Genomic DNA, 13695 nt, shown 5'->3' with positions numbered 1-13695 from the left:
GCATGTTCGAATCCGCCGAAATCGGCCACAGCATCGACAAGGAGGCTTACGACGCCGAGGTGCCCGCTTTACGCGAGGCCCTGCTCGAAGCCCAGTACGAACTCAAGCAGCAGGCGCGCTTCCCGGTGATCGTGCTGATCAACGGCATCGAAGGCGCTGGCAAGGGTGAGACGGTAAAGCTGCTCAACGAGTGGATGGACCCGCGCATGATCGATGTGCTCACCTTCGACCAGCAAACCGACGAAGAGCTGGCACGGCCGCCCGCCTGGCGTTACTGGCGGGCTTTGCCACCCAAGGGGCGGATGGGCGTGTTCTTTGGCAACTGGTACAGCCAGATGCTGCAGGGGCGGGTGCACGGCGTGTTCAAGGATGCCGTGCTCGATCAGGCTATCATGGGCGCCGAGCGCCTGGAGCAGATGCTGTGCGATGAAGGTGCGCTGATCATCAAGTTCTGGTTCCACCTGTCCAAGAAGCAGATGAAGGCACGGCTGAAATCGCTCAAGGACGACCCGCTGCACAGCTGGAAGATCAGCCCGCTGGACTGGCAGCAGTCGCAAACCTACGACCGCTTCGTGCGCTTTGGCGAGCGCGTGCTGCGCCGCACCAGCCGCGACTATGCGCCGTGGCATGTCGTCGAAGGGGTAGACCCGAACTACCGTAGCCTGGCGGTGGGGCGCATCCTGCTGGACAGCCTGCAAGCCGCGCTGGCCAACAACCCCAAGGGCAAGCACCAGGGCAATGTCGCCCCGCTGGGCCGCAGCATCGACGACCGCAGCCTGCTCGGCGCCCTGGACATGACGTTGCGCCTGGACAAGGCTGACTATCAGGAGCAGTTGGTCACCGAACAGGCCCGCCTGGCCGGCCTGCTGCGCGACAAGCGCATGCGCCGGCACGCCCTGGTGGCCGTGTTCGAAGGCAACGATGCTGCCGGCAAGGGCAGTGCCATCCGCCGCGTGGCGGCGGCGCTGGACCCGCGCCAGTACCGCATCGTGCCGATTGCCGCGCCCACCGAAGAAGAGCGGGCGCAGCCCTACCTGTGGCGGTTCTGGCGGCATATTCCGGCACGCGGCAAGTTCACCATCTTCGACCGTTCCTGGTATGGCCGGGTGCTGGTGGAACGGGTCGAGGGATTTTGCAGTTCGGCCGACTGGATGCGTGCCTACAGCGAGATCAACGACTTTGAAGAGCAGTTGGTGAACGCCGGTGTGGTGGTGGTGAAGTTCTGGCTGGCGATCGACCAGCAGACCCAGCTGGAGCGTTTTCAGGAGCGTGAGCAGATCCCGTTCAAGCGCTACAAGATCACCGAGGACGACTGGCGCAACCGCGACAAGTGGGACGAGTATGCCCAGGCGGTGGGCGACATGGTCGACCGCACCAGCAGCGAGATTGCGCCATGGACGCTGGTGGAGGCCAACGACAAGCGCTGGGCGCGGGTCAAGGTGCTGCGCACCATCAACCAGGCGCTTGAAGCGGCGTTTGCCAAGGACAAGAAATAGCCAGGGCTCTTGATTGCCTGTTCTGGCCTCTTCGCGGGTGAACCCGCGAAGAGGCCAGAACAGGCTGCACACCTGCCAAGCCATGCCACACAAGAATGACCTGATGAATTCTTTTCTTGGCACTCTTCCCCGTCACTGCCCTCCAAGCCCGTAGAATTCAGTCACCCCCACCACGGGCTTGATCGAGGACGCTATGCACACCACTTCCGGCCGCTGGAGCTATGGCCTGTTCCTGGCACTTCTGACCGCATTGCTCTGGGGCATCTTGCCGATCAAGCTCAAACAGGTACTGCAGGTGGTCGACCCGATCACCGTCACCTGGTACCGCCTGCTGGTTTCCGGTGGCCTGCTGTTCGCCTGGCTGGCAGCCAGGCGGCGCCTGCCGTCATTCACCCGGCTGGCACCCAGGGGCAAAGGCCTGGTAGTGGTGGCCGTGCTGGGCCTGATGGGCAACTACGTGCTGTACCTGATCGGCCTAAACCTGCTCAGCCCTGGGACCGCGCAACTGGTGGTACAGGTCGGCCCGGTGCTGTTGCTGGTGGCCAGCGTGTTCGTGTTCCGCGAGCGCTTCAGCCTGGGGCAGGGCGTGGGCCTGGTGATTCTGCTGGCGGGGTTTGGCCTGTTTTTCAACCAGCGCCTCGAAGAGCTGCTGACTTCATTGGGCACCTACACCACCGGCGTGCTGACCATTCTGCTGGCCACCAGCATCTGGGTGTTCTACGCCCTCAGCCAGAAGCAACTGCTGACCGTGTGGCATTCACAGCAGGTGATGATGGTGATCTACCTCAGTTGTGCTGCGCTGCTCACGCCTTGGGTACACCCGCTGGAGGCGTTACAACTGACTCCGGTGCAGGGCTGGCTGCTGCTGGCCTGCTGCCTGAATACCCTGGTGGCTTACGGCGCATTTGCCGAGGCGCTGGCGCACTGGGAGGCGTCGCGGGTGAGTGCCACCCTGGCGTTGACACCGCTGGTGACCTTTGTCGCGGTGGCGCTGGCGGCACTGGTGTGGCCGGAATATGTGCAGGCCGAGGACATCAATGCCCTGGGTTATGTAGGGGCGGTGACCGTGGTGTCCGGCTCGGCGCTGGTGGCGCTGGGGCCCTCGCTGGTGGCCAGTTGGCGTGCGAGGCGGGCGCGGCTGGCCCAGGTTCATTGATCGCTTGCTCCGGCCCTATCGCCGGCAAGCCGGAGCAGGCAATGAAGAGCTCAGCCCTTGCCACCCGGTGCCAGCATGTTCTCCGGCCGCACCCACTGGTCGAACTGCTCATTGGTCAGGTACTTCAACTCCAGCGCAGCCTCGCGCAAGGTCTTGCCTTCGCTGTAAGCCTTCTTGGCAATTTCCGCCGCCTTGTCATAGCCGATATGCGGGTTCAACGCTGTCACCAGCATCAAGCCCCGCTCCAGGTGCGCGGCCATTTGCTCGGCATCGGGCTCGATGCCCGCCACGCAGTGCAACTGGAAGTTGCGGCAGCCATCGGCCAGCAGTTCGATCGACTGCAACAGGTTGTGGATGATCACCGGCTTGAACACGTTCAGCTGCAGATGCCCCTGGCTAGCGGCAAAACCGATGGCGGCATCGTTGCCCAGCACCTGGCAAGCCAGCATCGACAGCGCCTCGCACTGGGTCGGGTTAACCTTGCCGGGCATGATCGAACTGCCCGGTTCGTTGGCCGGCAGGCGCACTTCGGCAAAGCCTGCGCGTGGGCCGGAGCCCAGCAGGCGCAAGTCGTTGGCGATTTTCATCAGCGCCACGGCCAGGGTTTTCAAGGCGCCTGCCAGGCTGGTCAGCGGTTCATGGCCGGCCAGCGCCGCGAACTTGTTTGGCGCCGTCACAAACGGCAGGCCGGACTCCGCCGCCAACTCGGCAGCGATGGCTTCGGCAAAGCCATGCGGGGCATTGAGCCCGGTGCCCACAGCGGTGCCGCCCTGGGCCAGTTCGCATACCGCCGGCAGGGTGGCGCGGATGGCGCGCTGGGCATAGTCGAGCTGGGCGACGAAGGCGGACACCTCCTGGCCGAAAGTGATCGGCGTGGCGTCCATCATGTGCGTGCGGCCGGTCTTCACCAGCTTTTGGTGGCGGGCCGACAGCTCGGCAAGCCCCGACGACAGTTCGGCGACTGCCGGCAGCAGCTGCTCGTGCACCGCCTGCGCCGCAGCGATGTGCATGGCTGTGGGGAAGCAGTCGTTGGAGCTCTGCGAGCGGTTGACGTGGTCGTTGGGGTGCACTGGCGCTTTGCCGCCACGGCCATTGCCGGCCAGTTCGTTGGCGCGCCCGGCGATCACTTCGTTGACGTTCATGTTGCTTTGCGTGCCGCTGCCGGTCTGCCACACGACCAACGGGAACTGGTCGTCGTGCTGGCCATCAAGCACTTCGTCGGCGGCTTGTTCGATCAGTCGGGCGATGTCGGCCGGCAGGTCGCCGTTGCGGTCGTTGACGCGTGCCGCGGCTTTCTTGATCAGCGCCAGGGCGTGCAGCACCGCGAGGGGCATGCGTTCCTTGCCAATGGCGAAATTGATCAGCGAACGCTGGGTTTGCGCACCCCAGTAGGCGCCATCAGGAACTTCGACCGGGCCCAGGCTGTCTGTCTCGATACGGCTCATTCTGTACTCACTCCTGTGTAGTTCGAAATCGCAGTTTAGGCCCTGATTCGACCGAGCGGTTCCGTCGCTCGTCGTGCCACTTGAGCACATCGCCACCACGGCGCAGAATGCTCTACTCTGAGGTACCCGCCTCCCTCTTCTTGAAGGAAATGCAATGACCCGTCTCCGTGTCCTTTGTGCCGCCGTTGCCCTGGCTTGCGCCAGCGGCCAGGTGCTCGCTGCCACCGCCAGCCACAACGCTGCTGCCGAGAAATTCCTGACCCTGGCCAACGCCGACAAGCTGGGCACCCCGGTGTACATGCAGGTCCAACAGATGTTCGCCCAGCGCTTCGCGCAAACCAAGGCCCCGGCCGCCAAACAGCCAGTGCTGGAAAGCTACCAGGCCAAAGCCAACGCCGCGCTGGACAACGCCATCGGCTGGAACAAGCTGAAGCCGAAGATGGTCGACCTGTACACCCAGACCTTCACCGAGCAAGAGCTGAAAGACCTGGTCAAGTTCTATGAATCGCCGCTGGGCAAGAAAGTCCTGCGTGAAATGCCCAAGGTTACCCAGCAGTCGGCCCAGCTGACCCAGCAGAGCCTGGAGCCAGCAGTGCCGGTGGTGAACAAGCTGCTGGAAGACATGACCAAGGAACTGGACCCTAACGCTGGCAAGGCTGCCGTCCCTGCCAAGAAGTGAGCACGCCGCAATGACCATGCAACAGCGCATTGAACAACAGCTGGGCGCCCTGGCGCCGCAGCACCTGCAAGTGCTCGACGAAAGCCACATGCACAGTCGTGGTCAGGAGACCCACTACAAGGCAGTGATCGTCAGCGAGCAGTTTGCCGGGTTGAACAGCGTCAAGCGCCACCAGAAGGTGTACGCCACCATGGGTGAGCTGATGGGCCAGATCCATGCCCTGGCCATTCATACCTACACCGCGGAAGAGTGGGCCAAGGTCGGCGTTGCGCCGGCCTCGCCGGTGTGCGCCGGCGGCGGGCACTGAAACCTTTTTGTTGTTCTGGTAGAATCCGTACCATCCAAGGGGGCCGCTGTGCGGCCCATTCGCGGCACAAGGCCGCTCCTACAGGGATTGCACCACCCGTTGGGTTGTGTATTTCCCTGTAGGAGCGGCCTTGTGCCGCGAATGGGGCGCAAAGCGCCCCCTGCTTTTTGTCAAACCCGGTCCGCCCCTTACGAGGGCAACCACCTGGAGAACCCGCTTCATGTCACAACCTATCGTCGTCGCGGCGCTGTACAAGTTCGTCACCCTGCAAGACTACGTCGAGCTGCGCGAGCCGCTGCTCAAGGCCATGCTCGACAATGACGTCAAAGGCACCCTGCTGCTGGCCCACGAAGGCATCAACGGCACCGTGTCGGCCACCCGCGAAGGCATCGACGGCCTGCTGGCCTGGCTGCGCAACGACCCGCGCCTGGCTGATGTCGACCATAAAGAGTCGTACTGCGACGAGCAGCCGTTCTACCGCACCAAGGTCAAGCTCAAGAAAGAGATCGTCACCCTCGGCGTGCCGGGCGTGGATCCGAACCAGGCGGTCGGCACCTATGTCGAGCCCAAGGACTGGAACGCGCTGATCAGCGACCCGGAAGTGCTGCTGATCGATACCCGCAACGACTACGAAGTGGCCATCGGCACCTTCAAGGGCGCGATGGACCCGAAGACCGAAACATTCCGCGAGTTCCCGGCGTACATCAAGGCCAACTTCGACCCCAGCAAGCACAAGAAAGTGGCCATGTTCTGCACCGGCGGCATTCGTTGCGAAAAAGCCTCCAGCTACATGCTCGGTGAAGGCTTCGAGGCGGTCTATCATCTTAAGGGTGGCGTGCTGAAGTACTTCGAGGAAGTGCCTCAGGAAGAAAGCCTGTGGGACGGCGACTGCTTCGTCTTCGACAACCGCGTTACGGTGCGCCATGACCTGAGCGAAGGCGAGTACGACCAGTGCCACGCCTGCCGCCACCCGATCAACGCAGAGGAGCGCGCGTCCGAGCACTATTCGCCAGGTGTCAGCTGCCCGCATTGCTGGGACACCCTGAGCGAGAAAACCCGGCGCAGTGCCATCGACCGGCAGAAGCAGATCGAGCTGGCCAAGGCCCGCAACCTGCCGCACCCGATCGGTTACAACTACAAAGCCGAGGCCTGATGCATGCCTGCACGCCTGATTTATGTGATGGACCCGATGTGCTCCTGGTGCTGGGGTTTCGCGCCGGTAGCCGCCGCCCTGATCGCCCAGGCGCGTGAGGCGGGCGTTGTCACCCGCGTGGTGCCGGGCGGGCTGCGCACCGGCGGCAGCGCCCTGGACAGCTCCACCCGCAAGTACATCCTCGAACACTGGCAGGCGGTGGCCGACGCCACCGGCCAGACATTTCGTTTCGAAGGGGCCATGCCTGAGGGCTTCGTCTACGACACCGAGCCGGCCTGCCGCGCCCTGGTCACTGCCCGTGAGCTGGACGCCGAACGCGTCTGGCCGCTGCTGGCGCTGATCCAGCGTTCGTTCTACGAGCAGGGCGTGGACGTGACCACGGCGCCGCAGCTGGTCGAGCTGGCCTCGCAGTGCGGCTTCGACCGCACCGTGTTTGCCGAAACCTTCGCCCGCGCCGATACCCGCGCCGCCACCGCAGCCGATTTCAGCTGGGCCCAGGACCTGGGTATTGCCGGCTTTCCGACCCTGCTGGCCGAGCGCAATGGCCAACTGGCCCTGCTGACCAACGGCTACCAGCCGCTGGAGCGCCTGCAACCCTTGCTTGGCCGCTGGCTGCAGCAGGCCGCCTGTGCTTGATGTGCCTGGGTCACCCGACCCGGTGCCGGGCAAGCCTCACGCTGCGGGTGATCGACTGAGCTGGGCGGAAATCCGCCGCCTGGCCCTGCATCACAAGAAGAACCTCTGGTCTGCCAACTTCATCGCCGTGCTGGCGGCTTGCTGCAGCGTGCCCATTCCGTTGCTGCTGCCCCTGTTGGTGGACGAAGTACTGCTCGGTCATGGCGATGCTGCGCTGAAGTGGATGAACCACCTGCTGCCCTCCAACTGGCAGGTGGCAGCCGGTTATATCGGGCTGATGCTGGCGCTCACCTTGTGCCTCCGCGTGGCTGCCCTGGCGTTCAACGTGATCCAGGCCAAGCTGTTTGCCGGTTTGGCCAAGGATATCGTCTACCGCCTGCGCATCCGCCTGATCGAGCGGCTCAAGCGCATTTCGCTGAAGGAATACGAAAGCCTGGGCAGCGGCACGGTAACCACCCACCTGGTCACCGACCTGGACACCCTGGACAAGTTCGTGGGCGAAACCCTCAGCCGCTTCCTGGTGGCCATGCTGACCCTGACCGGTACAGCGGCGATCCTGATCTGGATGCACTGGCAGCTGGCCTTGCTGATCTTGCTGTTCAACCCGCTGGTGATCTATTTCACCGTGCAGCTGGGCAAACGCGTCAAACACCTGAAAAAGCTTGAGAACGACAGCACCGCGCGCTTTACCCAGGCGCTGACGGAAACCCTCGATGCCATCCAGGAAATCCGTGCCAGCAACCGCCAGGGTTACTTCCTTGGCCGTTTGGGCCTGCGCGCCCGCGAAGTGCGTGACTACGCCGTGGATTCGCAGTGGAAGAGCGATGCCAGTGGCCGTGCCAGCGGCTTGTTGTTCCAGTTCGGCATCGATATCTTCCGCGCCGCAGCCATGCTGACCGTACTGTTCTCCGATTTGTCGATCGGCCAGATGCTGGCGGTGTTCAGCTACCTGTGGTTCATGATCGGGCCGGTGGAGCAACTGCTCAACCTGCAATATGCCTACTACGCGGCCGGCGGTGCGCTGAGCCGCCTCAACGAGCTGCTGGCGCGCGATGACGAACCGCAGTACCCGGCCGCCAGCGACCCGTTCGCCGGCCGTGAGACGGTGGGCATCGAAGTGCGCGACTTGCGCTTTGCCTATGCCGACGAGCCGGTGCTGGAAAACCTCGACCTGTCTATCGCTCCGGGCGAAAAGGTGGCGATTGTCGGCGCCAGTGGTGGCGGCAAGAGCACCCTGGTGCAACTGCTGCTGGGCCTTTACAGCGCCCAGGCCGGGACCATCCGCTTTGGCGGTGCCAGCCTGCAGGAAATCGGCCTGGAAACCCTGCGCGAAAACGTCGCGGTGGTGTTGCAGCACCCGTCGCTGTTCAATGACACCGTACGCGCCAACCTGACCATGGGCCGCGACAGCAGCGACGACGCCTGCTGGCAGGCGCTGCGCATCGCCCAGCTGGACGCCACCATCGCCGCCTTGCCGCAGGGCCTGGACAGTGTGGTGGGGCGCTCCGGCGTGCGCTTGTCTGGCGGGCAGCGGCAGCGCCTGGCCATCGCCCGCATGGTGCTGGCCGAGCCCAAGGTGGTCATTCTCGACGAAGCCACCTCGGCGTTGGACGCCGCCACCGAGTACAACCTGCACCTGGCCCTGGCGCGCTTCCTCAGCGGCCGCACCACGCTGATCATCGCCCACCGGCTGTCGGCGGTGAAGCAGGCCGACCGGGTGCTGGTGTTCGATGGCGGGCATGTAGCCGAAGATGGCGACCACCAGCAGCTGATTGCCGAGGGTGGGTTGTACGCCAAGCTTTATGGGCACTTGCAGCAAAGCTGACGTTCAGGCTTGATCGTGTGTTGGCGCTCGATCCAACAGTCGCCACCTACCTCAAGCCAGCCCCTAAAAAAACCCCGTCACGTTGATGGCAGATGGCCTACGCTGTGCTTGTCTGGGTCGATTTGCGCCTTATCTGCTCTGTGACAGGGACTCCATGAAGGGACATCGCACACTCGAAGCGCCGAAGTTGCTCGGCATCACCTGGCCCTTCATCGCCGTTGTGGTCTTTCAGGTGGCGCTGGGCAGCCTCAGCCTTTATACGCTCTCGGCCGTGCGCGCCTATGTCGCGGGCGAAAGCCTGTGGTCGAAGGCGCAGAAAGACGCCATCTATTACCTGAACCTGTACGCCGACACCCGCGACGAAAGCACCTATCAGCGCTATCGCCAGGCCATTACGGTGCCCCAGGGCGACCACCAGCTGCGCGAGGTGCTCGATCAGCCCAGCCCCGACCTGGAGGCTGCTCGCCAGGCCGTTCTGCAAGGCGGCAACCACCCCGACGATGTCGAGCGGATCATCTGGTTCTACCGTAACTTCCGCAACATCAGCTACATGCAGACAGCCATCGACTACTGGGATATCGGCGACGACTACCTGGCCAAGCTGGATGTGCTGGCCGGCGAGATGCGCCAGAGCTTTGCCAGTGGCCCGGTCGACGCCCAGGCCGTCAATGCCTGGAAGGCGCGCATCGTCACCATCAACGAAGGGGTCACGCCCGCTGCCAAAGCGTTCAGTGATGCCTTGGGCGAAGGCTCGCGCATGTTGCTGCGGGTGCTGCTGATCACCAACCTGCTGACAGCGATGTTCCTCATTACCATTGCCTGGCGCCGCTCCAGCAAGCTGCTGGCCCAGCGTCAGGCTTTCGCCACCGCCCTGCAGGCAGAAAAAGAGCGGGCACAGACCACCTTGCAGGCCATTGGCGATGCGGTCATTACTGCCGACGTGGATGGTTGCATCGGCTACATGAACCCGGCCGCCGAGCAACTGACCCATTGGCAGTCTGGCCAGGCCCAGGGCCTGCCACTGTCGGCGCTGTTCAGCCTGGTGGACGAGCAGGCCGAGGAAGATGGCCGCAGCCTGGTCGAGCAGGTGCTTAGCGGCAGCCTCAAGGGCGGTGCCGAGCATGCCCGGCTGATCCAGCGGCTGGACGGCAGCACCGTGTCGATCAATCTGGTGGGCTCGCCGATCGTCAGTGACGGCCAGCTCAGTGGCATCGTGCTGGTGCTGCATGACATGACCCAGGAGCGCCAGTACATCGCCAACCTGTCCTGGCAGGCCACCCATGACGCCCTGACCGGCCTGGCCAACCGCCGTGAGTTCGAATACCGCCTGGAGCAGGCGCTGAACGGCCTTGCGCGCCAGGCCGGGCGGCATTCGCTGATGTTCCTGGACCTCGACCAGTTCAAGCTGGTGAACGACACCTGCGGCCATGCCGCGGGTGACGAATTGCTGCGGCACATCTGCGCCGTGCTGCAATCCGGCCTGCGCGAAGGTGACACGCTGGCCCGGCTGGGTGGCGACGAGTTTGGCGTGCTGCTGGAAAGCTGCCCGCCAGACCAGGCCGAGCGCATCGCCGAGCAGTTGCGCCAGATGGTGCAGAGCCTGCACTTCGTGTGGAAGGGGCGGCCGTTCGTCACCACCGTCAGTATCGGCCTGGTGCACATCGCCCAAACCCCGGGCACCCTGGAAACCTCGCTGCGTGCTGCCGACATGGCCTGCTACATGGCCAAGGAGAAGGGGCGCAACCGCGTGCAGGTGTACCACGCCGACGACAGCGAGCTGTCCATGCGTTTTGGCGAAATGGCCTGGATCCAGCGCTTGCATGTGGCGCTGGAAGAAAACCGCTTCTGCCTGTACGCACAGGAAATTGCCCCGCTGAAAACCTTCGAAGGCCCAGGCCACATCGAAATCCTGCTGCGCCTGCACGACGAAAGTGGCCGCACCATCCTGCCCAGCAGCTTCATCCCCGCAGCCGAGCGCTACGGCCTGATGACTGCGCTGGACCGCTGGGTGGTGCGCAATGTGTTCCAGGTTGTGCGCCAATGCCTGGACGAAGGCCGCGAAGGGCCGCTGTCGATCTGCGCGATCAACCTGTCGGGGTCGAGCATCGGCGATGACAAGTTCCTCGATTACCTGCAGCGGTTGTTTGTCGAGTACGCCATTCCGCCGCGGATGATCTGTTTCGAAATTACCGAAACTAGCGCGATTGCCAACCTGGGCAGTGCCATTCGCTTCATCAACGAGTTGAAGGGGCTGGGCTGTCGCTTCTCGCTCGATGACTTCTGCGCCGGCATGTCGTCGTTCGCCTACCTCAAGCATTTACCCGTGGATTACCTGAAGATCGACGGCAGTTTCGTCAAGGACATGCTCGATGACCCGGTCAACCGGGCCATGGTAGAGGTCATCAACCACATCGGCCATGTCATGGGCAAACGCACCATAGCCGAGTTCGTCGAAACACCCTTGATCGAGCAGGCCCTGCAGGAAATCGGCGTGGATTACGCCCAGGGTTACCTGATCGAACGCCCCCAGGTGTTCACCTGTGACAGTCTGCAGCGCCAACGGATCGCCGCCCGGCCTCTGTTGCAGCGGGCGCCTGGCACGTTTCGCTAGCGAGAAATCACAAGGATCAAGGAGCTGAAAGTGATTGATGCATTCGTTCGTATCGGGCCTTTGATGGACCCCGCCAGCTATCCCCAATGGGCCCAGCAACTGATTGAAGACTGCCGCGAGAGCAAGCGCCGGGTGGTGGAGCATGAGTTCTACGCGCGCCTGCGCGATGGCCAGCTCAAGCAGTCGACCATTCGTCAGTACCTGATCGGTGGCTGGCCGGTGGTGGAGCAGTTCTCGCTGTACATGGCCCACAACCTGACCAAGACCCGCTATGGCCGCCATCAGGGCGAAGACATGGCGCGGCGCTGGCTGATGCGCAATATCCGGGTTGAGCTCAACCATGCCGACTACTGGGTGAACTGGTGCCAGGCCCATGGTGTGCACCTGCATGAGCTGCAGGCCCAGGAAGTACCCCCCGAGCTGAACGGCCTGAACGACTGGTGCTGGCGCGTGTGCGCCACCGAGAACCTGGCCATTTCCATGGCGGCGACCAACTACGCCATCGAAGGTGCGACCGGGGAATGGTCGGCGGTGGTGTGCTCGACCGATACCTACGCCCAGGGCTTCCCGGAAGACCAGCGCAAGCGGGCGATGAAATGGCTGAAGATGCATGCCCAGTATGACGATGCGCACCCGTGGGAGGCGCTGGAAATCATCTGTACCTTGGCCGGCGAGAACCCGACCCTGGGGCTGCGTACCGAGTTGCGCAGGGCGATTTGCAAGAGTTATGACTGCATGTACCTGTTCCTGGAGCGGTGCATGCAGCTGGAAGGGCGCCAGCAAGGCCGTTTGCGCCCGGCGTTGGCGGCGGGCTGATCATCCGCCTGTACCGGCCCATTCGCGGCACAAGGCCGCTCCTACAGGGATAGCGTTCCTGGCGGGTTGTACATTCCTCTGTAGGAGCGGCCTTGTGCCGCGAATGGGCTGCAAAGCAGCCCTGGCAATCTCAAGGCTTATTGGGCGTTCAACGCCTGCCCGTTCACCTCTTTGCTATCCGGCCCCATCAGGTACAGGTACACCGGCATGATCTCTTCAGGCAGCGGGTTGTTCTGCGGGTTTTCGCTGGGGTAAGCCTGGGCCCGCATCGCCGTGCGCGTGGCGCCCGGGTTGATGCTGTTGGAGCGCACGGGTGCCACGCCTTCCAGTTCGTCGGCCAGGGTCTGCATCAGGCCCTCGGTGGCGAACTTCGACACGCCATAAGCGCCCCAGTAGGCCCGGCCCTTGCGCCCGACGCTGCTGCTGGTGAACACCACCGAGGCGTCTTCCGACAGTTTCAGCAGTGGCAGCAGGGTGCTGGTGAGCATGAAGGTAGCATCGACGTTGATGTGCATCACGCGCATGAAGTTGTCGCCCGACAACTGCTCCAGCGGCGTGCGCGGGCCAATGATCGAGGCGTTGTTCAGCAGGCCGTCCAGGCGGCCGAACTGGTCTTCGATCATCACGGCCAGCTCGTCGTACTGGTGGGGCAGGGCGGTTTCCAGGTTGAACGGGATGACCACCGGTTGCGGGTGCCCGGCGGCTTCGATCTCGTCGTAGACCTCGTTCAGGTTGGCTTCGGTCTTGCCCAGCAGTAGCACGGTGGCGCCCACTGCCGCGTAAGCCTTGGCGGCCGCAGCACCGATGCCGCGGCCGGCGCCGGTAACCAGGATGACCCGGCCTTGCAGCAGGTCGGGACGGGCGGTGTAGTCGAACATTGTGTATTCCCTGTCTCTAGTTCAGCAGCCACACAGCGCGCTGTCGATCACTTTGCGCAGTTCCAGCGGGTGGTCCACCACCACGTCGGCACCCCAGTTGTTGGGGTTGTCCTCTGGATGAATATAGCCGTAGCGCACCGCTGCCGTGCGGGTGCCGGCGTCGCGGCCAGACTCGATGTCGCGCAGATCGTCGCCGACGAACAGCACAGTGGCAGGGTCCAGGCCCAGCGTCGTGCAGGCCAGGGTCAGTGGCTCGGGGTCAGGCTTGCTGTTTTTCACGTGGTCCGGGCAGATCAGCAGTGCCGAGCGCTCGGCCAGGCCCAGCCGCTGCATGATCGGCTCGGCGAAGCGCACCGGCTTGTTGGTGACCACGCCCCACAGCAGGTTGCCTTTCTCGATGTCGGCCAGCAGCTCGGCCATGCCGTCGAACAGCTTGCTGTGTACCGCGCAGTCGCGCTGGTAGCGCTCCAGGAACTCCAGGCGCAGGGCCTCGAAGCCTTCGGCTTCCGGGTCCATGGCAAACGTGGTGGCAACCATGGCGCGGGCGCCGCCAGAGATCACGCCACGGATCAGGTTGTCGTCAATGGCCGGCAGGCCGCGCTCGGCGAGCATGGCCTGGCAGATGGCGATAAAGTCCGGCGCCGTGTCGAGCAAGGTGCCGTCCATGTCGAAGAGTACTGCTCGCAAACGCAT

At 63.7% G+C, this 13695-nt stretch carries 12 protein-coding genes; 9 read left to right on the top strand and 3 right to left on the bottom strand.

The window, feature by feature from the left end:
* The first annotated feature begins 2 nt into the window (after positions 1–2).
* On the top strand, positions 3–1496 hold the full coding sequence (pap, locus tag SB756_RS19435) for a polyphosphate:AMP phosphotransferase (RefSeq protein WP_410911470.1): 1494 nt from the start codon (positions 3–5) through the stop codon (positions 1494–1496).
* Between the two features lie 193 nt (positions 1497–1689).
* Positions 1690–2652, top strand: a complete 963-nt coding sequence (locus SB756_RS19430; protein ID WP_410911468.1) for a DMT family transporter — start codon at positions 1690–1692, stop codon at positions 2650–2652.
* Between the two features lie 50 nt (positions 2653–2702).
* Here the strand turns inward: SB756_RS19430 and SB756_RS19425 are convergent, their stop codons facing one another.
* Positions 2703–4097 (bottom strand): class II fumarate hydratase, encoded by a 1395-nt coding sequence (locus SB756_RS19425; protein ID WP_410911466.1) that lies wholly within the window; start codon positions 4095–4097, stop codon positions 2703–2705.
* Between the two features lie 154 nt (positions 4098–4251).
* Here SB756_RS19425 and SB756_RS19420 point away from each other — a divergent pair, with 154 nt between their 5' ends.
* The 7 genes from SB756_RS19420 to SB756_RS19390 all read left to right on the top strand — a co-directional run bounded on the left by SB756_RS19420 (position 4252) and on the right by SB756_RS19390 (position 12124).
* The gene (locus tag SB756_RS19420; RefSeq protein ID WP_016485344.1) at positions 4252–4776 is read left to right on the top strand and encodes a DUF2059 domain-containing protein; all 525 of its coding nucleotides are present in this window, start codon (positions 4252–4254) and stop codon (positions 4774–4776) included.
* A 10-nt stretch (positions 4777–4786) separates the two neighbouring features.
* Positions 4787–5083, top strand: coding sequence for a BolA family protein (locus tag SB756_RS19415; RefSeq protein WP_016501024.1), 297 nt, complete (start codon positions 4787–4789; stop codon positions 5081–5083).
* 220 nt (positions 5084–5303) lie between these two features.
* A complete protein-coding gene (locus SB756_RS19410; RefSeq protein WP_019473004.1) occupies positions 5304–6236 on the top strand; it encodes a rhodanese-related sulfurtransferase in 933 nt (310 codons plus the stop codon).
* A gap of 3 nt (positions 6237–6239) precedes the next feature.
* A complete protein-coding gene (locus SB756_RS19405; RefSeq protein ID WP_341797854.1) occupies positions 6240–6872 on the top strand; it encodes a DsbA family protein in 633 nt (210 codons plus the stop codon).
* Positions 6865–8697: an ABC transporter ATP-binding protein gene (locus SB756_RS19400; RefSeq protein ID WP_341797855.1), complete on the top strand. Its 1833-nt coding sequence runs from the start codon at positions 6865–6867 to the stop codon at positions 8695–8697. Before SB756_RS19405 ends, SB756_RS19400 begins: the two co-directional genes overlap by 8 nt.
* 154 nt (positions 8698–8851) lie before the next feature.
* On the top strand, positions 8852–11308 hold the full coding sequence (locus tag SB756_RS19395) for an EAL domain-containing protein (protein WP_341797856.1): 2457 nt from the start codon (positions 8852–8854) through the stop codon (positions 11306–11308).
* A 30-nt stretch (positions 11309–11338) separates the two neighbouring features.
* Positions 11339–12124 carry a TenA family transcriptional regulator gene (locus SB756_RS19390; RefSeq protein WP_059395300.1) on the top strand — a complete coding sequence of 262 codons (786 nt, stop codon included), beginning with the start codon at positions 11339–11341 and terminating at the stop codon, positions 12122–12124.
* Positions 12125–12261: 137 nt separating this feature from the next.
* Here SB756_RS19390 and SB756_RS19385 read toward each other — a convergent pair whose 3' ends face one another.
* Both SB756_RS19385 and mupP read right to left on the bottom strand, forming a co-directional pair.
* Positions 12262–13002 (bottom strand): YciK family oxidoreductase, encoded by a 741-nt coding sequence (locus tag SB756_RS19385; RefSeq protein ID WP_341797857.1) that lies wholly within the window; start codon positions 13000–13002, stop codon positions 12262–12264.
* Between the two features lie 21 nt (positions 13003–13023).
* On the bottom strand, positions 13024–13695 hold the full coding sequence (gene mupP, locus SB756_RS19380) for an N-acetylmuramic acid 6-phosphate phosphatase MupP (RefSeq protein WP_016501017.1): 672 nt from the start codon (positions 13693–13695) through the stop codon (positions 13024–13026).

This window comes from Pseudomonas sp. SIMBA_068 (assembly GCF_046534705.1).
Lineage (GTDB): Bacteria > Pseudomonadota > Gammaproteobacteria > Pseudomonadales > Pseudomonadaceae > Aquipseudomonas > Aquipseudomonas putida.
The sequence above is the reverse complement of the archived record's forward strand: the minus strand, read 5'-3'. Positions and strand labels throughout refer to the sequence as shown.

Coding starts and splice junctions, on each gene's coding strand:
- pap (WP_410911470.1), top strand. CDS start 3: ATGTTCGAATCCGCCGAAATCGGCCACAGCATCGACAAGGAGGCTTAC.
- SB756_RS19430 (WP_410911468.1), top strand. CDS start 1,690: ATGCACACCACTTCCGGCCGCTGGAGCTATGGCCTGTTCCTGGCACTT.
- SB756_RS19425 (WP_410911466.1), bottom strand. CDS start 4,097: ATGAGCCGTATCGAGACAGACAGCCTGGGCCCGGTCGAAGTTCCTGAT.
- SB756_RS19420 (WP_016485344.1), top strand. CDS start 4,252: ATGACCCGTCTCCGTGTCCTTTGTGCCGCCGTTGCCCTGGCTTGCGCC.
- SB756_RS19415 (WP_016501024.1), top strand. CDS start 4,787: ATGACCATGCAACAGCGCATTGAACAACAGCTGGGCGCCCTGGCGCCG.
- SB756_RS19410 (WP_019473004.1), top strand. CDS start 5,304: ATGTCACAACCTATCGTCGTCGCGGCGCTGTACAAGTTCGTCACCCTG.
- SB756_RS19405 (WP_341797854.1), top strand. CDS start 6,240: ATGCCTGCACGCCTGATTTATGTGATGGACCCGATGTGCTCCTGGTGC.
- SB756_RS19395 (WP_341797856.1), top strand. CDS start 8,852: ATGAAGGGACATCGCACACTCGAAGCGCCGAAGTTGCTCGGCATCACC.
- SB756_RS19385 (WP_341797857.1), bottom strand. CDS start 13,002: ATGTTCGACTACACCGCCCGTCCCGACCTGCTGCAAGGCCGGGTCATC.
- mupP (WP_016501017.1), bottom strand. CDS start 13,695: ATGCGTTTGCGAGCAGTACTCTTCGACATGGACGGCACCTTGCTCGAC.